Below are 24,864 nucleotides of genomic sequence, written 5' to 3'. Positions count from 1 at the left end.
CGTCTGCGAGCCGTCGCACGACCTCCCGGCGTTTCGGGACGCCCTCAAGCGTGGGGAGATAGTTGAACGACCTTCACCCTTGCTCGAGATATCGATCTAACATATCACGAAAAGAATAATCATCGATGGTCTCGACAGTCTCGGCAATGGCGCCGTCCGATAAGACATCGTCCGCCGAGGATCTTAAGCGACTCTCCGAGCGCAATCAGATTATAGAGCTTAAAGACGCCTATGAGAACCAGACGAGTTGGCTTGCGAAGGGAACGATTCGAGGGAGTGGAGAATTTGTCCGTAGTGGATTCTCGAAATCTCACTTCCCTCTTGAATTGATACAGAACGCAGACGACGAGCAGGCGACGACGATTCTGTTCGAATATGACGAGAAAGTGGGCGAACTCCGAGTGTTTGACGACGGCCGAGGGTTCAATCGAGAGGGTGTTATCGCTGTCTGCCAACAAGGGCGGTCCCGAAAACAGAGTGATAAGCAAATCGGGTTCATGGGAATTGGATTCAAGTCTCTATTTGAGGTATGTGACCGTGTTGACGTCCACTCGAAGGGCTATCACTTCGGATTTGACACTACCGAAGAAGATGAGAATTCAGACCAAAGTGGTGTGCCTGGATTCCTCCGTCCACAGTGGGTTGGCGAAGACGCTGCACCGGATGGGCCAATATTCGCGCCCGAGTGTTTTGAAAACGGGCCGACAACGACGATTGTCGGGGACGTCTCAGAGACAGCTGGCATCAAGAAGGCCTTAAAAACTGACAATCTCTCGCCGTCCGTATTCTTGTTCTTAGATAGTCTAGAGCAGGTGCTCGTCCGGAGTACCTCGGGCGACGTTGAACGGACGCTCGGTGGCGAGCGATCGACTGACCTTAACGGGAATGTTCGGCGAGCACGCGAGTTGTACGAATCTGAGATTGGGGCAGTTGAAACGGCGGACGACGAAGGACCTCTTCTCCCTGACCAACCTGTCGAGACTAGGATGCTCCGCCACGATGGGGAGTCTGAGCGATATGTTCTTTTCCGAAATGTCTGGGCCCCAGACGACGTTAACCGCCCACAGTTTCGTGAGGATATCGACAAGAGCGATCTCTTTGTCGCATTTAGGATTGACGAGGAAGGGCATCTGTGTGGGTCGGACGGATCCATCAGGGTGAGTCCACTCTTCAGTTACCTCCCGGTTAACCAATACAGAGAAACGAACCTGGACTTCGTCGTCCACGCCGACTTCGATTTGACACTCAACCGTGAGGATATTCGGCGGGAGAGTCAGTGGAACAAACGCGTTGTCGATGAGCTTAGGCGCCAAGTATTGCATCCTGTCGCGAAGGCGATTGCGAACCACGAGACATGGAACAGTCAACTTGAGTATGCCGTGCCTGAAGAACGGGGTAGTGAGGGGCTGATTCACAACGGGTTGCTGGCCGAATTCGTTGAGGAACTCCAGTCAATGCCCTTACTCAGAGTGGCTGGCGACCCCGGCGAAGACGTCAATCCCGGCCTCGTAGCTCCGGAGAACGCCGCAATCGTCGCTGACGATGTCGTGGACCTCCTCGCGCCGGCGACGATTCACCATGAAATCGGAGCTTGGCCGATTACCCCCGAACAACATGCTGTCATCAACCGCATTGAAGGCGATGCCGATGAGGTTGAATTGACGGACATTCTTGAGGATCTCTCAGCTGATACCTTGGCCGACCGCGAAATAGCTTGGTTCAGACGAGCGTTCATAAGGTGTGCTGGGTTTGACTTCACGGACAGCGTGCCAGCTGTGGAGGCGGCAGAGAAGGTGACTGCCGGTAACAAAATCCGATCCGCTTTCACCAACGAAATCGTACCGATAGAAGGTAGCAACCTTGCTGCAGGTGCGGAAACAAAGCGCCGGTGGGGTGAAGTCAAACTCCAACCCGAGAGCGGGTATGAGGGAATAGAGGACGAGATTCAAGAACTAACGGATGAACCGGTAGTTGACGCTACGCTTTTATCGGGCGAGTGGGGTCATGTGATTAGACGGCTGTTCGAAGAGATGGGTGCCGAGGTGTTGACGACATCAGAACTGCTCGCTCAAGCAGCATCGAACGGGTCTCTCAGCGATATTTCACCTACGCGAATCGCGGAATCATACGCAAATGAATCGACTGTAGACGAGACGAGTTCGCAATTACTGGAGGAGTTAGAACTCGGTGGTGCAGCGGACGAACTGCTGACTGAGATAGAAGAGAATCCATCTCCGGACAGGATTGGCGAGACACTCGAACGATGGTCGGTTGAGAATTGGTCTGCCCTGACAGAGAGCGATAGGTTGGCCGTCCTTCGATATCTAAAGTCACGACTGAAAGAGACTAACGAGGAAGAACTAGACATAGACGGGTTAGAAATTGTTACACTACCGCAAAGGGACGATGATGAGTGGGTCGCGACTGAACGACTCCTTTTCCCTGAGGAATTCAATCCCAAATATCCCTACGAAATACTTACCGAGGAGTATCGGAGGATATTCTCTGATAGGCGCGGACAAAAGTACTGCTTTGTCGATCCGACGATTATTGACGGCAATCCCGAAGACTGGCGCACGCTACTCAAGAAGTCGCTCGGTGTCAGAGACGAAGACGCAAACAAGGAACTCTCGGGAAAAATCGGCGAAGAGTTCGCTCGTGAACACCTGATTGAAGAGCGGGAAACCACAATTGAGGCCGATAACTCGGACCAACAGCAGGAGGGATGGGATCTGAAAGACGCGAGTGGTGATTTCTACGAAGTGAAATCACGCGTCGGCCGAGTTCAGAATATCGATATAGATGGCAAGCAATTCAAGAAGCTTGTTGGCGCCGAGGAAGGAGACTACGAATACTACGTAATCTCGGTTCAGAACTCACTACGACCCGAAAGTACCGAGATTCAAGATATCTCTGATGTAGCTGACGTGCTGGAGGCGCAGGACGAGCTGAGCTTTGACCCTGCAAATACTGACAGCGAGGTACCGCTTTGATTTTGCTACAGATGCGCATGCCTTCGGAACAATCCATATGCACTCAATAGCGGCGAACCAATCGTCACCAACGATTAGCTGCTTGAGTCTGCAAGTGGCGAAAGCTCCGGAAATAGTAGAGGGTGTGGACTTGTGCGCTTCGACACTCTACGTGTGTGAGTGTTTACATTATACGGATGCAGCATGGGTATGTCGGCGATTTCTTGTGTGATCGGGGTCTCCCCTATCGCGATTCCCGTAGTGTGACGTGGATCTCGGCATCCGCGCTCCACTCGCGAAGCACTCGTTCGAGATAGGCGAGTGCCTCGTCGTCGCTCGCGACAACGCCGCGGTCTCGGAGGTCGCCAATGATGGCTTTGAGCACGTCGAACTCTCCACGCATATACTCGTCATTGACTGGGTCGCTGTCGCGCCACGCGACCGTGCGTAGCGCACTATGGCCGACGGTCGGCGTCCGGCGCGCCGTCGTCGCGACGTCCTCGAAGCCAACCCAGAACACGCGAATATGCCGTCCCCCGTAGCTGCCAGTCGTCACAGTCCACGACGTAGAACGCCTCATGCGCGAGGTCGTCGAGATACTCTCGACGAATCTCCTCGAGTGTCACACTAACAGCACAGGGATCAATGTGGACGCGCGTCGGCGTCCGCGATTCCCCCCCTCGGTGTCGGAATCGACGCCTGTGTGGTCGTCTGCAGGGATTTGTATTTGTAGGCATGGCTCGTTCGCGCTCGTGTCCTCTTCGAACGGCGTTTCGAGCGTGAGAATTTGTTTCAACTGGGGGTTTTCGTCCCACGATGTGAGTCGTGGTGATTGTACTGTCCGTCTAGGCGTTCGTACGCGACAAGAGCACGATGGCCAGACTGGTTCCGCGCGACGTCTCTCAGGACGTCTCGAACTTTAGGGAAACAAGAACACAGACGATGGGAGGACTGGTGCCTACTATGGGTCCTTGTGTACGTGGTGTCCTTCCTACGTGGTCACTGGATACCGTTCAAGTGGTGTGGGGGTGACAGTGGGTACAACAGATTTCGTCGTTGTGGAGGCGGAGGGGGTTTTCAGAGGAGAGAGTGGTTTCGCAGCGGCTACAGTCGAGTGATTCGGTTATGCCGACTCCGTTCCCGTAACCGATTCGGATGGATGCCTTGTCGCCCGCATTACTGACGTTCAACTCGAGTTCGCCTTGCTCGTACTGGTACTCGGTTACGGTCAATGGTTCGACCGTTACGTGGAGGCTGTGTCTGTCGTTGATTTCTTGGCGCTTCTCGGGGAACCCTCGTGAACGGGCTTCCCGAAGCTCCTGTAGGTCGGCCTGTAGTTCGTCACGTTCTGTCTTCAGCTCTTTTCGCTCTTGGAGCTTCGCCAGCCGTTCGGTTTGTTCGTCAGCCGCTTCGGCGGCTTCGCTGCACTCTTCGATCTTTTCGGTTACTCTCGAGAGTTCCGTTTCGAGCTCGTCGATACGCTGATCTTGCAGTTGCCGGTACTCCTCCTGCTCGGCGTGGGCAGCACGAGTAGCGCCCTCTCTGATCTCGGTGATCGATGGTTCGACTTGTTCTACGACGTGTTCCTGTAGGCTCTCGAGAGACGTTCTGACGACGTCCTCGTCAATGGTTGGTGGATTGGCCTCGAACGGGGTCGAATCGGGCGTGGTCTGTCCGAGCAGCCGGTCCGCGAGCGCGGGGAGGGCTGTGTGGGAGGTCGTGTCGATGGCGGCGACGCGAAGTAGCTGCGTCTGGTATTCGCTTACTGTCTCGACGCCGACTTGGAACAGTCCGGCCACGGCAGTCCGGTCGTAGTAGGGTTGGAACTGTGTGCTGGCGACGGAGACGTCGCTCTCGACCAGCCAGTCCGGGAGCCTGATCTCGGTGTCTGTCTCTGTTAGATCGACGCGACCGACTGGTGCGTGGGTGGTTGCTTCCCGTAGTAACTCTTGGAATGTCTCGCTTTCGGGGTTGAGCGCTCGGTCGTTGCCGGTTCGCTCGGGATCGGCTGAGCAGACGAGCGTCGTCGTTCCTGGCTCCAGCAGAGCCGTCGACGCGGTCTCCGGAACGTCGACGACGAGTTTGTCTTCGTGTGTTCGGACTGAACATCCGCATGTCTCTAGGTAGAGCTCGGTGAATCGCTCGGCGGCGGTCTGGGTGACCGCGATTGCCGTGTCAGTCATCGCTGGCCCCCAGGTCGAAGCCGCGGAATACGCCGCTGTTGAATTCTTCGACTTTCTGGGCTAGTTCGCGCTGTTCCTGTAGGTCGACCGCCATTGCGTCGAAGTCGTTCTCTAGGTCGACTTCCGAGTCCGCGTTCACGAGGCGCTCGAAAATCTCGTCCTCGAAACTCTGGCCGGAGTCCTCGAGCCGAGTGAGGATTGAACTCAGCTCGCCGACCGACTGCTGGAAGAGGTCGATTTTGTGGTAGAGTCGGTCGAGGACGTACTCCTCGATGGTGTCTTCGAGCGCCATGTTGAAGACGTAGACCGCGCGTTTCTGGCCGATCCGGTGGATGCGGCCGATCCGTTGTTCGACCTTCATTGGATTCCACGGGAGGTCGTAGTTGACCATGATGTTGCAAAACTGGAGGTTTCGGCCCTCGTTCATCGCGTCCGTGGAGACGAGCACACCCCCTTCTTCTTCAAACGCCGTGACAATCTCTTCTTTCTCCTGGCTGGAATGGCCGCCGTGGAACGCATGGGTGTTGTACCCGTCCTGCTCGAGGCGGTCTAGAAGCTCCGCCTGGGTCGCCCGGAACTGAGTGAAGACAATAACCCGCCCCATCTCGACATGTTCGCGCGCTTCTTCAACAATCTCCAGCAGCCGCTCCTGTTTTGTTACTGTATCGATGGCGTCGATCTTCTCGAGGATCGTCTCCAGCTCCGCCGCATGAGTGAGTTCGCCCTCCTCGTAGAGGCGCTTCTCGATCGTTCCACGGAGAGCCGCGGGGCTGGAGACGACCTCCTTCTGGAGCAGCATCAACACTAGCTTCTGGCCCTGATCCTCACTGTAGGCCCCTCTGACGTACTCGGAGACAGCGTCGTAGAGCTCCTGCTCGAGCTGGCTCGGCTCGAACGTCCGGGTGTCGACGTGTCTATCCGTGAAATCGATGTCCGTCTCCGCTCGGCGGTTGCGGATCATCACGTCCGTGAGTCGGTCCTGCAGCTCGTTCCGGTTGACCAGCGTCTCTTGGTCGTCGTTGATGAAGTAGCGGTGGAACACCTCTCGAGAGCCGAACAGCCCCGGACGGAGCAGAGTGACGATGTTGTAGAGATCCGTGAGATCGTTCTGAATCGGTGTGGCGGTGAGGAAGAAGGCGTAATCATAGGAGAGCCGCTCGATTAGCTCGTAGCGATCAGTCTCTTCGTTTTTCACATAGTGGGCCTCGTCGAGCACAAGGACATCCCAGCCACGTGCCAGCACAGTCGCTCGGTGGCGATCGCTCTTGGCCGTGTCAATACTGGCGATGACGTGGTCGTGGGCGTCGAATCCCTCGAACTCCTCGTCATAGTTGCAGACAAACTCGAGCCCGAACTTCTCGAGCAGCTCGGCCTGCCACTGCTTGGCCAGCTGCGCTGGCGTCAAGATAAGCACCGAGTCGTCGGTGTCTCGGTAGTGCATCTCCTTGAGGATCATCCCGACCTCGATGGTCTTCCCGAGACCGACCTCGTCGGCCAGCAACGCCTTCCCGTTCATCTCGAAGAGCGCCCGGTAGGCGGCGTCGACCTGGTGCTCTAGCAGCTTCACCTCCTCGTCGTCGACGGTTGCCAGCGAGCGGAGTTCCTTCTCGGCTGTGCCGTGCTGGAGTCGCGTCGCGGTCAGGCTGGCCCAATGGGCCGCCGGATCGGAGTGGTTCTCACCCAGCCGCGTCAGCAATTCCTCAGGCGATTCGTGGGTGACCTCGACCGACACGAGGTCCTCGTCGTCCATACGCCATAGAGTCGGACGACCGGCAAATACGTTTCGCAGCCGAAAGGTTCGACGGCCTATCGGTTGAGATACTCGTCCAGCGAGCTATCGACGCCCACCAGCTTCAGATAGGTCTCGTCGCCCGTCGCCTCGGCGAGCCCTTCACAGATGTCCGTGAGGTCGTCGTCACTCCACTGCTCGAGATACGGCGAGGTCTCCTTGCCCTGCTCAAACCGGTAGCGCAGGAAGTGGGCCTTATCCAGCGTGGTCGCGTCGCCCGCGTCGACACGGTCCTGCACGTAGGCCTGCCGTCCTTCGTCGCGCCAATCGAGCAGCGAGAGCCCGCCGCTGTCGGTTCGGACGAGATTCATCTCCTCAAGCTGATCCTGAGAGGCGTCCGCGTGACGGAGGTGTTTGTTCAGGTCGTCGTAGCTGGGGTCGTGCTCCTCCAGCAGGTCGAGGTAGACCGCCTGCTCGCCGCGGGTGTTGTCCTGAATGATGCCGTAGATCTCTTGGACAACCTCCTTGGCAGTCATGGTGTCTTGCCCGCGTCGGACCTCCCCGTGGTGTTTCGAGTACTCCTGGAAGCACTTCCCCATCTCGATGACGCCGATGTCACCGCCCTTCAGGTCGCGGTTTTCCTCAAGCACTTCGCGGGTCTCCATAGCGGTGCGGACGATCCGCCGCCGGAGCGCGTTCCACGAGATCGGCTGGCGCTCATCGGTGGGGCGGGCGACGATGACGATGTCAAATGAAACCGCCTCACGAGCCTCGATGAACTTGCTCAGGTCAGAGCTGATGGGATACGTTGCTGTCACCTCAAAGCCGCTATCACAGAGAGAGCCGAGGAGTTCACCCCATGACTCCTCGTCGCTGTGGTGGTAAGTGAACGCCAACGAACCGTCGTCTTTCAACGCCGTATTGATGGTCTCAAGCGCCACCCGCATCTCCTCCTCGAAATCGGCTTCCGTCTTTCCAAGGTGCGGATTGGTGACGATAGAGTCAGCTCGAGGTGTCTTCTCTTGTTCGAACCCGTCGTAATCGTTCTCAAGGAGAAGCTTCTGCCAGACATAGAAGTAGTCCGACAGCTCCGAGTACATGATGTTGTCGTAGTACGGCGGATCCGTGAGGACCATGTCGTACTCGTCCTCGGCATCCATGTCTCGCATATCTCCCCTATGAACGTCCGCGTTGTTCCCGATAGGTTGACTGAACGGTTCGGTTTCGTCTATGTCCCCGGACTCGATATACCGGTCGGTGGGTGCATTGGCGTACGTCACCCCGTTTAGCAGTTTTTCCCACGTGTTCCGGAAGTTTCCGCGACCGAACTCAGCCCCCCAGACGTTGTTTTCCACGAAATCCGTCTGTGGAACGAACGAATTCAGTCGGAAGACGCCTTCCATGTTGTTCCGCTGCTGATTGTAAATTGTGAACGTCGACTGGAACATCAGGGAGTCACTAAACGCCAGCAGCAGGTATTCCCGTGCGTCGGTGTCCTCAACCTCGCTGATTCGTTTCAGCAGCGTCGCGAGACAGAGAAGCTGACGCGGCAGGAACATATCTGTCCACCTCGTGTAACCGTGGTCGAACAGCGGGCGTCGCTCCACGGTTTCGTATCCGGAAGGAATCTTCTCGTCGGGGACCCACTCTCGGAGTTCGGTCGACTGTTCCCACCGCTTTTCGGCCTCCAGAACCCGCTCCGAGTCCACAGAATCGACTTCCTTGTACCCTTTGTGTACCTTTTTTGGCCGACCGTTCTCGTCGCAGACGCCACAGTAGTACTCAATCGCGTACAGCTTCGCCTCGGGGATTCCCTGTGACTGGGTCGCCTCCGAGATAGCTTCCTTCTGGCCGCACGACTGGCAGGTGTAATATCCTCTCGAAACAGGGCCGTCTTTCGGTACCCAAGAAGTACCACAGTCACACTCAGTCTCGCTTTTCCAGTCGTCGACGAGCGAGACAGAACCACAGCCCGGACAAAAGACGTAATACTGGTTTCCGTCGACGTACCGAGCTTTCGCCACCCGGTAGTTCTTGAACAGCGGGACAGTTTCGCCGCACGACACACAGTTGAGCTCCCGTACCCAGAAATTATTGACTGCTTCTGCCTCGTGGTCACCGTTAGGGCAAGGAGTGCGATAGAACGAACGTAGCTCCTCAGCCACGTCTTCTTTCACCTGCTCGAAGGCCTCCTGGAGTTTCTCGGGGTCTGTCTGGCCGGCTTCGAGCTCCTTCTTCGTGACGAACCACGCGACCGGGTTCAGGTCGTAGCCGACGGTCTCCGCGCCGAAGCGCGAGGCCTCCACGAGGGAGGTGCCCCCGCCCATGAACGGGTCGAGCACCTTCTTGTCCTTGACGCGGACGTCCTTGGGGTAGAACTCCCAGAGCGACTCGGGATCCTCCATGTCGACTTCCGAGACCGCTCGCAGGAGATCCGCCTCGTCGATTCCGTTAGTGCCGAGGGTCTGGTTCTCGCCGGGCTCGTACACGGAGACCTCCGACTCGTCAGTCTCGTCGTCGAGCAGCGAGTAGAGCGAGATCGCACGGAACAGACAGCCGGGCCGTCGCGCCCACCACTTGTGCATGGTGTAGACCGGGCGATAGTACTGTTTGGCGCGGCTCTCCTTCTCAGCGATTTCGTTCACGCGCTCGATGGGGAACCCGCGTTCGATGGGGAGTTCGGTTCGGTCGGCTGACTTGCCGTCCCGTGGGTTACGGGTCATTTACTACCGTCATGGTGTTCGCTCGCTGGTAAAAGACCACCGACTCGAGGAACGGGATTTGGGCGATGGCGGTCGGCTACCCGAGCCGGAGGTAGGTCCAGAGCGGGAGCTGGAGGATCGGGCGCGGCCCACTGTCGTCGACGACTATGCCGTCCTCCATCGCCTCACGGGCGTTCGTAACGATGATGCCGAACGGGGCCTCGCTGTCGACCACATTGCCCTCTTGACGGGTGCCGAGGTAGCGCTCGTCCTCGACGACTGCCTTGCGCTGCTCGGCGACTACGTCGGGGACCGTTGCGTAGTCTCGCGTCCGTAGTGAGTCTTGGTCCGCCATCGACGCCGTCTGCCGGAGGAACGAGCGCAGTGCCTCGTATGCTTCCGACCCAGTGCCACGCTCAAGATCCGTCAGCGTGTGGTCTGGAGTGAACACTATTGGGATGGGGCGCCCGTCGATTTTCGTGACGAAGTCGACGACGCCATTGTCGGACGCCCAATGTTTCACCACGCCACGCTTGGGATCGCGTCGCTCGTTTACCCTCTCGGAAAGCCGGACTGTGTGGTCGTAGAGCATCGCGTGCCATAGCGACGGCGTGAGCCCGGGCTCCCGCCGTAGTGCGTCTGGGAGGTCGAACCCGCCGAACGCTGCAAGCACGCTCGGGTCACGGTGGGTGAGGCCGAGCGAGCGCGGGCGCTTGTTCGCGTACGCCGGCGTACTTCCGACCAGCTCGAGCTCTCCGAGGACGCGGAGGTACTGCTCGCGGAGGGTTCGCCGGTCGACGTCAAGGACGTCGCAGACGGCCTCGAACTCCACCGGTCCGGTCGGCCGCTCGTTCGCGACGAGGGCGGCCAGTCGGATTGGCCCGGGCGAGTCCCGGAGTCCGTACAGCCGGTCAGCGACTGCGGTCACTTCGTTCCGAAGGTCGTCGACGAGCTCCGACTGATGGGATTGGAGCGTTTGCTCTCCCCGGTTCCGGAGGATGGTCTCGAATTGGGTGCCGTCGAGGTCGACACCTGCTCGCGCTAGCCGTGTGGCCATGCGCCCGCCCCCGACGGCGAACATCGTACACTCTCGTCGGAGCGTAGCCGGCTCCAGCACGCGGTCACCCTTCCGAATCTGCTCAGCGAACGGTGCCACCTCGCTCGTGCGCACTGCGTGTCGGAGGGTCTCCCGTGTGGATGAGGGTTCGAATCGCTCCGCCGATGGCGTGACCGCCAGCCGTCGATGTCTGAGTCGGAGGTATGACTCGAAGCTGAGGTGGGAGAGTGACTGGAGTCCCCACTCTGTGTTGTCTGTGATATCCATCGAATGGCTGGCGAGGCGGTCGGCCAGGAACGTCGACGACGGTACAGAGATGACGATGGTCAGGTCTTCTCCTTGTTCGGTGATACGACCGAGCGCCGCGAGCCACTCTGCTCCGCGGTTGTCGCCCCGTCGGGTCGGCCGTCGGAGCGTGTCGAACCCCTCGAGGAAGAGGTACTGCCGGTGCTCGGGCGACGCGATGTGGGTCTGGAAGTGGTCGACGGCTGCCTCGAGCCCGGCGGTTGGCTGGAGCTGGTAGAGCGGTGAGGCCCCGAGTGGGAGCCGGAGGACGTTCTCCGATGGGACCAGTAGATCGCTGGCGGCGTCTCGAAGCTCCGCGTCTTGGATGTGCTGTTCTTGGAACTCCGGTCGGAGCACCGTCTCGATGAGCTGTTCGAGCAGCCCCACTGTCTCGGTCGTGGTTGTCCCTCCGACGACGAGTCGTCGCGTTTCGCCGGCGGTCAGGGATGCCACGGCCTCCGTGTAGGCTGGGCGGCGGGCGTCGACGCCTCCAGCGGGATCGAATTCACTGTCGAACTCCCACCACGGGTTGTGGGCTTCCAGGTGTTCGACGAGATGCTGCCCGCTGGTATAGGCTCCTGTGTCGATAGGCATTCCGGATATCTCTAATCAGAGGAATAACGACATATAGATGTAGTGTTAGTCGGCGCCGAGATCGACCTCAATGAAAGCAACCATACACGTGCTTATTTACTCCGGCACGTATTTCAGTCGGATAATGAGCCACAGCGGGTCCTTCACCGACTACACTAAGCAGGAAGCGAAGGAGTTCCAGAACTGGATTTTGAACAACGAGAACCAGTGTCGGGAGTTCATCCGGCAGAGCGAGGATCCAGACGCGATTCGCTATCTTGTCGAGGAGGAGCAGATCGACCGACAGTTCCCGGGGTCGGCACAGTCGATCCGTGAGGAGATTCTCACGCACGAGGCAGTGCCGCTGGACGTCAAACAGACGGTCGCCCAACGCAACAAGCAGCTGGCCGATATCCTCGTTCCCGACGACGTGCTGAAGAATGCCCGCACTGCCATCGCGCTGGGGAAGCCGGTCGTCCTTTATGGCCCGACAGGGACGGGCAAGACCTACTTCGCGAAGCAGCTGGCGCTTGAGACCTGCATCGACTACTCGATTCACACCGCGACGCCAACGTGGACGCCCGGCGACATTACGGGCAGCATCCAACCGGAGGTTCAGGATGGGGAGATCAGCTACCACCGCCGATCCGGCTGTGTGTCCGAAGGCATCGAGAAGGCCCGGCAATACGACGATAACTGGGCGGTTATCATCGACGAGATCACGCGCGCGGATATCTCTCAGGTGTTCGGCCCGCTCTACACGGCTATCGAGGACGACGAACAGGTTATCTTCCGGAATAAGGACGGTGAGGAGCTCACCCTCACCGACGACGTCAAGCTCATCTGCACGATGAACATGTCTGACCGAACCGTCAATGAGCTTGACAACGCGATCACGCGGCGCTTCGCGATGATCGAGCTCAGCCGGTACGAAGATGACGCCCGGCAGGAGCTCTTCAACCGCTGGGTCGGCGGGATCGGGACCGGCGTCGATATCGACACCGACGAGCTCGTCCGGTTGTTCGAGGAACACCATGCGGGTATCAACGACGGAACGACGACCAGCGCGGAGGGTGGGATCATGGAGATGGGGCCGATGCACTACCAGGACGTGGCACGGTTCCTGCAGGAAGCCTGTGGAGAGGGTGGTGAGTACGTCGGCGACGAAGTGAACGCGGTGGGGCAGGCCTTTGCGACGTATATCACGCCACGACTGCTGAACACGGCGTCGCTCCCGCAGATCCGCCGAATCGAGGCCCACTATGAGACGCTCGACGACGAGTTCGAGTCGTTCGACCTCGGGCCCGCCATCGACCTCGCCCACCGCCAAGCCGAGGCCGAACAGCGGGAGATGGGCATTGAGGTATGAGTGAGGCGGTCCACGTCGAGTACGGTGCCAGCCAGGCGACGATACAGGAACAGCAGAAGCTGGTCGTCCACGACTGCCCCGACGACGTGGGCCAGGAGCTCCGCGCAGCGGGGTTAGTCCGCAAGGAGGACGGCCGGTTCGTCAAGCGCCGCCCCCGAGTCCGCATCGACACGAATCAGGACGACGACTCACTAGACGTCCTCTCGGCTCGCGTCTCGGACTCGACGGTCCGCGTGACCGCCGAGGACGTCGTCGGTATGGTCCAACTACTGCCGGGGCTCAGCGTCCACGTCGAGCCGAAGGTGGGCTGGGAGGCCGCGTTCGAGATGTTGCTGACGGTGTACGACGTCGACCGCACGCAGTCGTTCTACGGGATTCCTCTCGACGAACTGACGACGGGAGACACCGCCTCAAGCCGAATTCTCGGGATTCTCGCCATCAACTACGTCGCGGGGATGCGGACGGTCCGCCGAAACGGGGTGATCCGCGAGCTACACATCGAGCGCCGACAGGGGTTCGAGGGCTACGGTTCGGTCGACGTCGAACGGACGCTAGTCGACCAGGCCGGGCCGACACAGGCTCCAACATGGATCGAGACGGAGGTCGACCACAGCAACACGGTCAACGAAGCGTTGCTGCTCGCGGGGCGGTTTCTCCTCCGGATGCTGAGCCGTGAGGGGGGTCACCCTCGGATGGAAAGCTTGCTCGCGATGGTCAATCGTGAGGTCCAGCAGCTCGAGTCGCTTGGCGTTGAGGCCTCGCCCCGTGACATTGGCCGCTATCGCTCGCTGCGAGTGGAGGCGTTGCCGCGCCAGCGCCACTACTATCAGCGGGCGTTGCACGCGTCCCGCTCGATTCTCTCGTCGGTGCTACTGGGAGCGGCCGGCGGCGACGCCAAGGAGCTGCTGGTAGACTACGCTCTGAGCATGAATGGGCTGTTCGAGGACTACTCGCAGCGACTGCTCGAAGAACTGCTCGAGGAGATCAAGTCGGACGTCGATCGGCTCGGGAATCTCGAAGGAGTCCGCTGCCGTCGTGAACCTGCCCTTCGGCCCTTCGCAGGGAACCCACAGGCACACCACAAGCCCGACCATCTACTCGAGGGACCGCAGGGGCCGATTACAGTCTTGGATTCGAAATACTACGAGGAGGGATCGAACCCCGCTAGTGAGTCGGGAGCCCGCTCCCGCATGTTCGCCTACGCCTATCTGACTGGGAGTGACCGGATGGCGTTCCTCTGCCCGCAGCTGGAGCCCGTCGAGATGCCGGTCCAGCAGACCGACGGGATTGTCGAGGTGGTTTCTCTTTCTTCTGAGGAGTCGTTCACCTGCGAGCGATATCGGGAGAAGTTGCGGGAGTACGTCTTCGGTGTTCTCGCAGAGCGCTGGCCGGAGCTGCAGGTCTTCGATGCCCTGAACGCGGACCGGATCCTGGCGCTTGAGGGAGCTGACGAGGGTGATCTCCGGCGTGTCACTCACCTTGACGGGCCGTTCGGGATTAACAACGAACGGACGTTCGCGGATCAGGTCGTCGACGGTGTGACCTTCTCCCCTGGGGGCCCGAACCGGGGTGAGCTCCCGAACAAGGGGCGGTGGACGCGAAAGCTGATTCGGGAGGAGCTGACCGCCGAGGACGAGACTGGGAACCGTCGATACCCAAAAAACCGGACGACGTGCGTTCCCGTCTACGATCCGAACGGCGAGGGCGAGTTTGGATCCGTGCGACTCTACTTTCTCGTCGACGATGGAACGACGCTCTCTGTGGAGACCTCCGATCCGATCAGCCTTCGCTGACGGTCACACGCGATACGGTGAGACGAGCCATCCCTGACCGCGCCGTTTGAGTCGGGAGCCGAACACCGGCGTTAGTGGGTAGAACTCGCCGTCGCGTTCCAGCTCGAACGACTCCCCCACGCTCTGGAAGCGTCCCTCGACGGCGAACTGGATCTTTCGGTGAGGGGAGCAGCTGTTCAGGTAGTCGCACTCGGTGCGCATCGTGTCGACCAGCTCCCGGCGAGTTTCCGTGTCATCCGCGAGAACGGGTTCCAACCCAACGACACAGAGTTCTTCCGGTATCTCGTGGGCATCGAGCATCTCGATGAACGTCGATATCGGAACCTGGTGGGCCGCTGTCTCGTGGTCGTCGACGACGACGTTGTACATCCCGGCGATTGCGTCAAGCTCCCTCATTCGATTGAGCATCTACGGGCGACGGTAAAAATCGCTTGGTGGCCGCATCCCGTGAGGTCAGTTCAGGAGTTCCCGGTAGGTCTCGTCACCCGTCTCCATTGCGAGCCGGTCGGCGAGGTCGAGAAGCTCGCCCGTGACCTCGAGCGACGACTGTGCCTCGTTCAGCCGGACCGGCGTCTCCTCGGCGGCGAGCGCGCGGAGTCGTTGGAGGGTGTCGACGTCGGCTCGCTCCGCAGGCGAGAGCGCCTCGATGTACGCTTGGCGCGCGTCGCTCGTCCAGTCGGCGACCTCGAACTCGCCGTCTTCGACGATCATCTCTTGCTCCCGGAGCTCGTCCGGGTCGACGCTCGTTCCGCGACAGAGCCGGGAGAGGTCGACGGCTGTCGGATCGTCCATCGCGAGTAGCGTGAGGTAGACGTCGGTAACGTCGACACTTCCGCTCACCAGCTCCAGGATTTCGCCAACAACGGCCTCGGTCTCCATCAGCTCCCCGTGGTTATGCACTCGGTCGAAGTGGGTTGAATAGACCTCGAAGCAGGCACCCAGCTGGACGACGCTCTTGTCTCCGGCTGAGAGGGTCTCCGCGGCGTCAAGTTGTTCTTGAACACGCGTTGTCTCCTGGAAGAGGCGACGGCGGAGCGCGTTCCAACTGATCGCCTCGCGACTCTTGGCGTGCCGGGCGACGACGACGACGCCGAAGTTGAGCGCCTCACCGGCCGTGAACTCGGAGAGTCCCGCCGAGATCGGGTAGGTCGCTTCCACGTCGAACCCGGCGCTACAGAGTCCGTCAAGCAGCCCGGCCCAAGAGGCGGCCCCCTGATGGCGGTACGTGAAGACCAACGTCCCGTCGTCATCGAGGTGGTCGGCGAGCCGCTCGAACGCCTCACCAAGCTGCGTCTCGAACGCCCCTGCGTCCGTCTCTGTCGCCGGGTTCGCGACGATGCTCCGCTGGCGGGGTGTCTTCGGCGGCTCGAAGGACTCGTACTCGTCGGACAGCAGTTGACGCTGCCAGACATAGAAGAAGTCGCTGAGCTCGGAGTAGACGACGTTATCGTAGAACGGGAGGTCGGTGATGATCGCGTCGAACTCCCCTTCGAGGTCGACCTCCCGGATGTCTCCTTGTAGGAGTCTGGTGTCCCCATCGACGGGGGTGTCGAATGGTTCGGTCCGCTGCAACTCGCCGTCGTCGAGATAGCGCTCGACGGGGGCGTGAGCCCAGTCGACGGCGTCGAGGACGTGCTCGATGGTGTTGGTGAATGTCCCACGGCCGGCCCGGGTCCCCCAGGGGTTGTTCTCGACGTATTCGACCGGTGGGAAGAAGGAGTTCTGCCCGAAGATGCTCTCCACTTTCCCGCCGGTCGCGTTGAATCGGACGAAGTTGTTCTGGAACTGGAGGGCGTTACTGAACGCGAGCAGGAGGAATTCCCGCGCGTCGTCGTCTTCGACGTTGTCGATAGCCTGGAGTAGTGTCGCGAGACAGTACTGCTGGCGGGGGTTAAACATGTCCGCCCACGCCTCGAAGCCGTGTTTGAATACGTCGTTCCCGCTGATCGAGGATGCCTGCGTGACAGCACCTTCCGGGATCTCCTCGTCGGGGATATACGCATCGAGGCCCGGCGCGTCCGCGAGACGCTGGGCGGCATCGGCGTACCGCTGACGGTCGGTGTCGGTCGCCTGCTTGTAGCCTTTGTACGTCGAGCGGTCGCGGCCGGCGTCCTCGCAGTCGGTGCAGTAGTACTCGAGCGCGTAGAGCCGTTCGTCGTAGGACTGCCCCTCCGCGATTGCGTCGACAAGGGCGTATTTCTGGCCGCACTCAGGACAGCCATAGTTGCCGCCTCGCGAGACTGGGCCGTTCGCGGGGACGAACTCGAAGCTACAGTCGGGGCAGACAGCGTTCTCGCGGTAGTCGCTCGTCGGGAAGACCGACTCGCAGTCCGGACAGCAGACGACGTCCCCGTCGCTGTTCTCGTAGCGTCCTGCCGCGACCCGGTAGTCTCGGAACAGTGAGACCGTATAACCACAGGAGACGCAGTCCAGTTCCCGCACCCAGAACGCGTACGTGATGTCTGCTTCGTGGTCCTCATTCGGACAAGCAGTCCGGTACTGTGCTCCGAGCTCGTCGGCGACCGCCTCATCAACCTGCTCGAACGCAGCTTCGAGCGCCTCTCGGCTTGTCGTGCTGGCTTCGAGCGCTTTCTTCGTAATAAACCACGCGACCGGGTTCAGGTCAACGCCGGTCGCGGCGGCCCCGAACCTGACCGCTTCCAACAGGGTCGTCCCCGCACCCATGAAGGGGTCGAGCACCCGCTTGTCTTCGACGGCGACGTCCTGGGGGTAGAGCTCCCACAGCGTGTCCGGGTTCGCGAGCGAAACGTTCTCGATCATCGCCGCGAGCTCCGCGCTGGTCGGGCCGTCTCCCTCGTCGGTAAAGTCCGCAAGCGTCGCTTCACCGTCGGGAGAATTCACCGAGACCGCCCCGGGATCGTCAACCAATGTGTAGAGGCAGACGGTCCGGAAGACACTACCCAGGCGGCGGGCCCACCACTTATGGAGCACCGAGAGCGGCCGATAGTAGAGCTTTGCACGGCTCTCGCGCTCGGCGATATCGTTCACGCGGGTGATGGGGAAGCCGCGGGCTATCGGGGGCGTCGAACCGTCTTGTGGGGTCTCGGGCATCGTATGTGGGAGTGGAACCGTTCTGGTACTTGAAGCGGATTACTCGAACTCGATGGTCACGTCGATGTCGGTAGCCGCATCCGGGAACGCCTCGAACATCGCGGTGACGCTGTCGTGTGGCTGGCCGACCTCGAGCTTGATGTCGACGTGGACCTTACTCAGCCCGATCTCGTCGAACGCAGCTGGACCGCCCGAGCCGTCGGTCGTTGTGTAGTGGATCGAGCCATAGCTGACCGAACCTGTGATGTCCGCCTCAAGCCACTCGTCGCGGAGCTCGGCGACGCTGTCGCCGCCGTACTCGAACGTTTCGCCGCCTGTCGAGTACGTCTTGAAGCCGGCTCCGGGGAACCACTCGCCGGGGTCGGTCGCGCCCGTCGCGCCGACGACATAGGCAGGGTCGTCCTCACCGAGGTTCGCCAGCAGGAACTGTCGGATCGCGTGTTCGGACTCATCCGGGACGACGTTTGATTGGATCTCGTCGACGTCGAAGTCGCGGTCCTCCTCCATACTGCGGATGTCCTCGAGGATGCGCTGCTCGCTCTCCTCGCTGACCCACGGCACCACCACGACCTCCGTCGGGTCGCGGTCGCCCAGCGAACTGCGGAACGACCAGCCATCCTTGAGTCGGTAGCCATCATTGAGGATTCCGGTGACTGCGGCGCGGAAGGCAGTCTCGGTCTCGTCCTTGGGAAGGTAGACGTCGGCGTCGCCACGGATCGCGGTCAGCACCTGGCTGGTGTCGGCCTCGCCGGAGCGCTCAAGGACGTCCTCGATGCGGGCGCGCACCTCCTCCGCCCCGATCTCGGTGACCGCCGAGACGTCACGGAGCGTCGCGTCCGAGCGCGCCTTGTCGATGATCTCGGTCCCCGAGACGAGGACGTACTTCTCCTCGGCCGCGAGCCGCCCCACGGCACGCATTACCGCGTCGTGTGACTCGGCTTCGGCAATCCAAGTCTCGGTGTCCTGCAGCAGATCGAGCTCGAAGTCGCCGACGTCGACCTCGGTGGTGTCACCGCTGAACCGCCGCCTGAGCTCCTCCTCGACGTCGTCGACGCCCCAGCGTTCAACGTCCTCCTCAAGAACAAGCGTCGTGTCCCGGTCGAGGTTCCGGAACTGCGGCTTGAAGCCGCTGCCATCATGGGCGAGCACGGCGGCGTCCTCCAGCTCGGCCTCGACTGCATTGACCACGACGTCGACGCTGCCCGGAATCGGCATCGTCGGCTCTTGAAGGAACTGTTCGTAGACGTCCTCGATCGTCGCCGAGGAGCGGTTCTCCAGGCGGTCCTGGACGACCGCCCAGACGGTCCGCTCGATGTCGAAGGGGTCGGCCTGCATCGCCCGCGCGATATTCCGGTGGCTGAGGACGGGCTCTTCGGGAACGATACTTTCGAGGGGCGTGGCAGCCGCGTAGTCGAATTCGTTTAGGAGGTCGTTCCCGTCGACGACATCGCCGTAGGCGCTGGTCAGCCGCGAGCGGAGCTCCTCGCGGTACTCGTCGTAGAGCGCGTCGATCTCTTCGCGAATCTCCTCGCTGAGGTTGGGGTCATCCTTTCGGATTTCGGCACCGAGGACTTCCTTGGCCTTGCTGAGGAACTTGTCCTGCTGGTCGCTGGGCGAGATCTTCTTGTCGTTGCTCGGCTGGACGAACACCAGCGAGTTGCGCCACTGCCGGCCCGCCGGGCGGTTCTTGATCACGGCCGCAACGCTGTCGGCATCCCAGGGCTCGTTCCGGACGACCAGCTTGATATTCTGACTGTCCGGGACCGAACCCAGCCCTTTCGCGAAGCCGACTGCGTGGGTGCTCCCCCCGAAGATGGACTCGACGGTCTCGCCCAGCAACTCCATGGCCTCGTCGTCGTCGACGTCGCGGGCGGCGTTGCGGACGAGCGACCGCGGGTTCTCGTCCTCACGGATGACGTAGCGGTCGTCCTTCTCCCAGAGGTGATAGACTTCTCCCTGGAGGCGTTCGAGGTCGACGACGATGTCGTTCACCCGGTCGCCCCGGTGGTAGGTGCCCTGGATGATGTCGCCGGTCGTCGCTCCCTCGTCCAGCCCGGGCGTGAGCGAGTAGATCAGCACCGTGCTGAGGATCTCTCGACCGTAGTCGATGTTGGCGTCTGCCAGCCGGTCGGTGATGTCGTCGTAACAGCGGTCGGGACGGGCGTGCTCGACGTTGATTCGGGTGAGCTCGTCGTTGTACTCGACCGCGTCAACGGTGCCGTGGGTCAGGAGGTCGGTCTCCTCGTGTTTGTCCTTCAGCAGCTTGGCGAAGAGGAAGAGCATCCCCCGAGTCGCGCCGGACTCGGTCTCCGCGAAGTAGCGCGTCTTCAGCGCGTCGATGAGCTCGGGGTGGAATGGGTAAGTCTGGAGCATGTCCTCGCGGAGCCCCTCCGGGAGGTCGACGTAGTCCGTCTCGGCGTAGCTCTCGATGTATTCCTCGATGAGTGCGCGAACGCCCGCCTCGTCGGTGACTTCGCCGACTAGACGGTGGCGGAGCACGTCGCGGATGTCGACCTGGTTCGACATGTTCACTGGGACGGTCTCTTGGCGCGAGAGGATGTCGTGGACCTCCGAGCCCTCGCGGAGTACGGAGACGATGGCGAACAGCTCGGTCTCCGGGCGGGAGGTCGTCTCCAGTAATGCCTGGAGGAACCCCTTGTTAGCGCGCTTGCGGCGGCCCTGTAGCGAGCCGAACCAGTCCTCCAACTCGTCAACGAGGAACGCGACCGTGCGATCGCCGACCGCCTCCTGGATCATATCAATTGGCGGGTAGCCACCGTCCTCGAACTCGTCCTCGTCGGGCTCATAGCCCAGCGCATCGAAGAATGGCTCCCAAAGGTATTCGGACTGACTCTTTTGCAGCGAGACGACAACCGGCGTCGCCTCCTCAGGTAGCGCCGCTCCCAGTCCCTCGATGCGCCCTTCAGCCCACTCGGCGACGATGTCGGGGTTTGCGAAGGCGTGGTAGAGTGCCACCATCTGGTGGGACTTCCCCGTCCCGTAGGGCCCGTACATCTCGTGGATGCGCTGTGTGTCCTCACCCTCCATCGTGTCTCGGAGGCGCTTGAACGAATCCTCGAGTCCCTGGGTCAGCAGCGTCCGCTGGAAGAACCGCTCGGCGTCGGACTCGAGGGTCCCCTCCTCGCTCTCGACGTCGTAGAGGCGAATCTGCCCCTTGATCGTGCCGCTCCCCTCGCGGAGTTCCTGACTCAGTGTAACATACTCGCTGATGGGTGTGGGAGTTCCTTCGCTACTCATGTTACTCAGATTCACCAGCCAACTGTAGTTAAGCCTTTGGAGGGGAACACCACGAAACTCTTCTATTTATCCGTATTACCGGAATTGAAACTCTAACTTCATGGGATAGAAAACATTACTATGTTTATTATGTCTTATCTGCGGGTCAATCTCGGCGTCGAGTGTTTGAGCGACAGAAAAGAAAGGAACTCCCCGATTTAGCTGTCGGTGTAGCTGTCCAACGAGACGTCCAGCCCGACGAGGTTGAGGTAGGTCTCGTCGCCGCTGGCGGCCGCGAGGCTCTCACAGAGCTCGGCGAGCTCGTCATGGTCCCAGCGCTCCAGATACTCGGCCGTGGACTTGCCCTCCTCGTAGCGATAGCGTAGGTAGTGGGCCTTGTCCAGCGCGCTCGCGTCGCCGTCGCCCTCGACGGCCTGCTGGACGTAGGCCTGGCGCTTCTCGTCGTCCCAGTCGCCCAGCACGAAGCTGTTGCCCTCGACGCGGAACAGCGCCTTCTCGCGGAGCTCTTCCTCGGAGGCGTCGCTGCGGCGCAGCAGCTTGTTCAGGTCGTCGTAGCTCGGCGACCCGGCGCGCAGCAGGTCGAGGAAGATGTCCTCCTCGCCCAGCGCGTTGTTCTGGATGATGCCGTAGATTTTCTCGACGGCCTCCTTGGCGGTCATGATCTCGCCACCGCGGCGCACCTCCCCGTGATGGCGGGAGTACTCCGCGAAACACGCGCCCATCTCGACGACGCCGATGTCCCCCTCCGTCAGGTCGCGGTGCTCCTCCAGCCCGTCCTGGATTTCGTCGAGCCTGTTGAGGATGCGGATGCGGAGGTTCCGCCAGGAAATCGGCGTCCGCTCTTCGGTCGGCCGGGCGACGATGACGATGTCGAAGGAGACCGCCTCGCCGCCGATGAACTTCATGAGGTCGGAGTTAATTGGGTACGTCCCTGTCACCTCGAAGCCGGTGTTACAGAGTGACTCCAGCAGTTCGCCCCACGATTCCTCATCGCTGTGGTGGTAGGTGAACGCCAGCGTCCCGTCATCCTTCAGCGCATGATTGATGACGTCCAGAGCTTGGCCCATCTCGTGTTCGAAGTCCTCGGCGGTCTTGTCGAGATAGGGGTTGGTGACAATGGAGTCGACGCGTGGGGTATGCTCCTGGTCGAAGCCCTCGTACTCGTCCTCAAGAAGGATCTTCTGCCAGACGTAGAAGTAGTCCGACACCTCCGAGTAGATGATGTTGTCGTAGTACGGCGGGTCCGTCAGAACCAGGTCGTACTCGTCCTCGGCGTCGATCGTCCGCATGTCACCTTGGTGGATTTCCGAGTTCTGACCGATGGGCTGGGCGAACTCCTCGGTTTCGGCTGTATCACCGTTCTCTACGTATCGGTCGGTTGGTGCGTTCGCGTATTCGACGCCTTTGACGACCATATCCCAACTGGACTTAAACGTTCCTCGACCGAATTCCGTTCCCCAGACGTTGTTCTCTACAGGGTAGGTTGGAGGGTTGAACGAGTTCGTCCGGAAGAAGTCCCCAATCTTGTTGTAAGCAGTATCGTAGGAGACCATCATCGTATTCGTTCGCAACGCGTCAGTAAGCGCGAGGAGTAGATAGTCACCGACCTCGCGACTGAGCCTGGATATAGACTTCAATATCTTCGCGAGAGACAGCAGTTGGCGCTCGTTGAACATATCCGTCCAGTCTTCGTAGCCATGCTCGAAAACGTCATTCCCGTTGATAGCCGAAGAAACCGTTATTGATCCCTTGGGAATCTTCTCGTCAGGAACGTATTTGTGGAGATCCGTCCGGGCCTCCCAGTCCCGCTTGGCCTCCTCGAAGAGCTTCTTGTCCGCCGGTGACGCCTGCTTGTAGCCCTTGTACTTACTCCTCTCCAACCCCTGATTGTCGCACTCCTCGCAGTAGTACTCGACTGCATAGAGCCGCATATCAGGTATTCCCTGCTCGCTAATTGCGCCCGTAATCGACTCCTTCTGCCCACACTCCGGACAGTGGTAGTATCCGCCCCGTGAGACGTTCCCCTCTTTGGGAACGAACTCGTGGTCACACTCGTTACACTCGCTCTCGCTCTGCCAGTCGTCGACGAGCGTCACCGCACCGCAGTCGGGACAGAGGACGTTGTACTTGTCGTCGTTCTCGTAGCGGCCTTTCGCGACGCGGTAGTCCTTGAACAGCGGCACCGTATGCCCGCAGGAGACGCAGTCGAGCTCCTTCACCCAGAAGTTGTACATGACGTCGGCCTCGTGATCGCCGTTGGGGCAGGGCGTGCGGTAGTACTGTGTGATCTCGTCGGCGACGTCGTCGCGAACCTGCTCGAACGCTTCTTGGAGTTTCTCGGGGTCGGTCTGGCCGGCTTCGAGCTCCTTCTTCGTGACGAACCACGCGACCGGGTTCAGGTCGTAGCCCACCGTCTCCGCGCCGAAGCGCGAGGCCTCCACGAGGGAGGTGCCCCCACCCATGAACGGGTCGAGCACCTTCTTGTTCTGGATGCGGACGTCTTTGGGATAGAACTCCCAGAGTGGCTCGGGGTCCTCGATGCTCGTCTCACCGATGGCGTCGACGAGATCCTCGCTGGAGAGGCCGTTGGCACCAAGGGTCTGGTTCTCGCCGGGCTCGTAGACCGAGACGTCCGCGGGGTCGGTATCCTCGTCGAGGAGCGAGTAGAGCGAGATCGCACGAAACAGACAGCCGGGCCGCCGCGCCCACCACTTGTGCATGGTGTAGACCGGGCGATAGTGCTGTTTGGCCCGGCTTTCCTTCGCCGCAATCTCGTTCACGCGCTCGATGGGGAATCCATCCTCGATGGGCAGGCGCGGGCGGCCGCGCCCCTCTGGTTGCTGGCCTGACATCGGGTGTTCTATGCTTCCTTTTCCGTCCGGTGGGGATAAATGCACGCCTCCGTCGGCCTCGAGTCCGGCGAAAACACGAAACTGGTTTCACCGTTCCCGCGGAGGAACTGCCGTGGAGCTCCCCCTCGAACCGACGACGACTGACGACCCTGCTACGGCCGCCCTCCAGGCTGTCGACTCACAGACTCTACTCGAGCGGGCGCTACGCGCCGCCGGCGTCGACGCCGACGCGTCCCAGACGCGGGACCACCTGATTGCGGCGCTCTCGCCCGTCGAACGCGAGCTCGTCGCCAAGCAGGTACGCTACGCCGCACCACAGACCAGCTACTACGCCCGCCTGCCCGGGCTAGCCCAGCTCGACCCGACGACACTCGTCGAGCACGTGACTGATTCGGGGTTCGGTGTCCGCCTCCGGGCTGTCGACGAGCTGTTCGAACGCCACTACCTCCTCTGTAGCACCCCACCTGGAGGCGCGCAAACGCAGCTCGCTCCCGCCGAGGCGGACCGTCACACTACCGTCGCGACCTTCGATTCAGGGTACGACGTACTGGCGGTCCGCGCGCCGACGCCCGAGAGCGCCGTTGCGACGAGCGAGAAACTGGCCGCCCTCGGCGATACCGACGCCCCCGAACGGCTCGACCTCCGCGACCCCGACCGGCTGACCGCATTGGAGGCTGATCTCGTCCACGGCTACCACCGACTCATCCTTGGGGTGACCCAGCCCACCGCGCAGACGGATCGGATCGAACTCACCAGCGACGGCGCGCGACCGGGGACCGACCTCCGCCGGGACGACGTCGTGCAGTCTCTGTTGGAGCGCCCGGACATTCGCCGGGAAGCAGGCCGGGTGACGCTCGACCCCGCCAGTGGTGACTCCCACGACCGACCACTTGTCGACCTCCGCTTCTCAGACGGAGAGATCAGCTACCGGACGCCACAGCCCGAAGCGACGTTGCTAGCGGTCGATAGAGCGATTCAGTCCCTCTAAGGCTGGAACGCTGATTCAAGGACGCTCCACG

The 24,864-nt window shown here is 60.8% G+C and carries 15 protein-coding genes; 4 read left to right on the top strand and 11 right to left on the bottom strand.

The annotated features are described in order from the left end of the window. Nucleotides 1-125: 125 nt before the first annotated feature. Nucleotides 126-2,993 carry a sacsin N-terminal ATP-binding-like domain-containing protein gene (locus ACQUS8_RS11630; protein WP_435101204.1) on the top strand — a complete coding sequence of 956 codons (2,868 nt, stop codon included), beginning with the start codon at nucleotides 126-128 and terminating at the stop codon, nucleotides 2,991-2,993. Nucleotides 2,994-3,216: 223 nt separating this feature from the next. Here the strand turns inward: ACQUS8_RS11630 and ACQUS8_RS11625 are convergent, their stop codons facing one another. From ACQUS8_RS11625 to ACQUS8_RS11595, 7 genes are all read right to left on the bottom strand, one after another. Continuing rightward, nucleotides 3,217-3,492 carry a DUF6735 family protein gene (locus tag ACQUS8_RS11625; RefSeq protein ID WP_435101798.1) on the bottom strand — a complete coding sequence of 92 codons (276 nt, stop codon included), beginning with the start codon at nucleotides 3,490-3,492 and terminating at the stop codon, nucleotides 3,217-3,219. Beyond that, on the bottom strand, nucleotides 3,428-3,709 hold the full coding sequence (locus ACQUS8_RS11620; RefSeq protein ID WP_435101202.1) for a DUF6735 family protein: 282 nt from the start codon (nucleotides 3,707-3,709) through the stop codon (nucleotides 3,428-3,430). Before ACQUS8_RS11620 ends, ACQUS8_RS11625 begins: the two co-directional genes overlap by 65 nt. A 55-nt stretch (nucleotides 3,710-3,764) precedes the next feature. Then, entirely contained in the window at nucleotides 3,765-3,878 is a 114-nt protein-coding gene (locus ACQUS8_RS11615) for a DUF6735 family protein (RefSeq protein WP_435101796.1), read from the bottom strand. A gap of 107 nt (nucleotides 3,879-3,985) precedes the next feature. Then, the gene (locus ACQUS8_RS11610; RefSeq protein ID WP_435101200.1) at nucleotides 3,986-5,155 is read right to left on the bottom strand and encodes a hypothetical protein; all 1,170 of its coding nucleotides are present in this window, start codon (nucleotides 5,153-5,155) and stop codon (nucleotides 3,986-3,988) included. Then, nucleotides 5,148-6,905 carry a DEAD/DEAH box helicase gene (locus ACQUS8_RS11605; protein WP_435101198.1) on the bottom strand — a complete coding sequence of 586 codons (1,758 nt, stop codon included), beginning with the start codon at nucleotides 6,903-6,905 and terminating at the stop codon, nucleotides 5,148-5,150. Before ACQUS8_RS11605 ends, ACQUS8_RS11610 begins: the two co-directional genes overlap by 8 nt. Nucleotides 6,906-6,961: 56 nt before the next feature. After that, a complete protein-coding gene (locus tag ACQUS8_RS11600; RefSeq protein ID WP_435101196.1) occupies nucleotides 6,962-9,607 on the bottom strand; it encodes a DUF1156 domain-containing protein in 2,646 nt (881 codons plus the stop codon). A gap of 76 nt (nucleotides 9,608-9,683) precedes the next feature. Then, on the bottom strand, nucleotides 9,684-11,522 hold the full coding sequence (locus ACQUS8_RS11595) for a hypothetical protein (protein ID WP_435101194.1): 1,839 nt from the start codon (nucleotides 11,520-11,522) through the stop codon (nucleotides 9,684-9,686). Between the two features lie 121 nt (nucleotides 11,523-11,643). Here ACQUS8_RS11595 and ACQUS8_RS11590 point away from each other — a divergent pair, with 121 nt between their 5' ends. Both ACQUS8_RS11590 and ACQUS8_RS11585 read left to right on the top strand, forming a co-directional pair. Beyond that, nucleotides 11,644-12,870, top strand: coding sequence for an AAA family ATPase (locus ACQUS8_RS11590; protein ID WP_435101794.1), 1,227 nt, complete (start codon nucleotides 11,644-11,646; stop codon nucleotides 12,868-12,870). Next, nucleotides 12,867-14,663 (top strand): hypothetical protein, encoded by a 1,797-nt coding sequence (locus ACQUS8_RS11585; protein WP_435101192.1) that lies wholly within the window; start codon nucleotides 12,867-12,869, stop codon nucleotides 14,661-14,663. Before ACQUS8_RS11590 ends, ACQUS8_RS11585 begins: the two co-directional genes overlap by 4 nt. Nucleotides 14,664-14,666: 3 nt before the next feature. Here the strand turns inward: ACQUS8_RS11585 and ACQUS8_RS11580 are convergent, their stop codons facing one another. The 4 genes from ACQUS8_RS11580 to ACQUS8_RS11565 all read right to left on the bottom strand — a co-directional run bounded on the left by ACQUS8_RS11580 (nucleotide 14,667) and on the right by ACQUS8_RS11565 (nucleotide 23,845). Further along, nucleotides 14,667-15,059 carry a hypothetical protein gene (locus tag ACQUS8_RS11580; RefSeq protein ID WP_435101190.1) on the bottom strand — a complete coding sequence of 131 codons (393 nt, stop codon included), beginning with the start codon at nucleotides 15,057-15,059 and terminating at the stop codon, nucleotides 14,667-14,669. A 57-nt stretch (nucleotides 15,060-15,116) separates the two neighbouring features. Further along, entirely contained in the window at nucleotides 15,117-17,735 is a 2,619-nt protein-coding gene (locus ACQUS8_RS11575) for a DUF1156 domain-containing protein (protein WP_435101188.1), read from the bottom strand. Between the two features lie 39 nt (nucleotides 17,736-17,774). After that, a complete protein-coding gene (locus tag ACQUS8_RS11570) occupies nucleotides 17,775-20,993 on the bottom strand; it encodes a DUF499 domain-containing protein (RefSeq protein WP_435101186.1) in 3,219 nt (1,072 codons plus the stop codon). 197 nt (nucleotides 20,994-21,190) lie between these two features. Beyond that, nucleotides 21,191-23,845 (bottom strand): DUF1156 domain-containing protein, encoded by a 2,655-nt coding sequence (locus ACQUS8_RS11565; protein ID WP_435101155.1) that lies wholly within the window; start codon nucleotides 23,843-23,845, stop codon nucleotides 21,191-21,193. Nucleotides 23,846-23,957: 112 nt separating this feature from the next. Between ACQUS8_RS11565 and ACQUS8_RS11560 the strand changes: the two genes are divergently transcribed. Further along, a complete protein-coding gene (locus ACQUS8_RS11560) occupies nucleotides 23,958-24,833 on the top strand; it encodes a hypothetical protein (protein ID WP_435101143.1) in 876 nt (291 codons plus the stop codon). Nucleotides 24,834-24,864: the final 31 nt, after the last annotated feature.

Origin of the sequence: Halarchaeum sp. P4 (assembly GCF_051195175.1) — an archaeon.
Classification (GTDB): domain Archaea; phylum Halobacteriota; class Halobacteria; order Halobacteriales; family Halobacteriaceae; genus Halarchaeum.
This window is presented reverse-complemented; position numbering and strand designations above follow the sequence as displayed.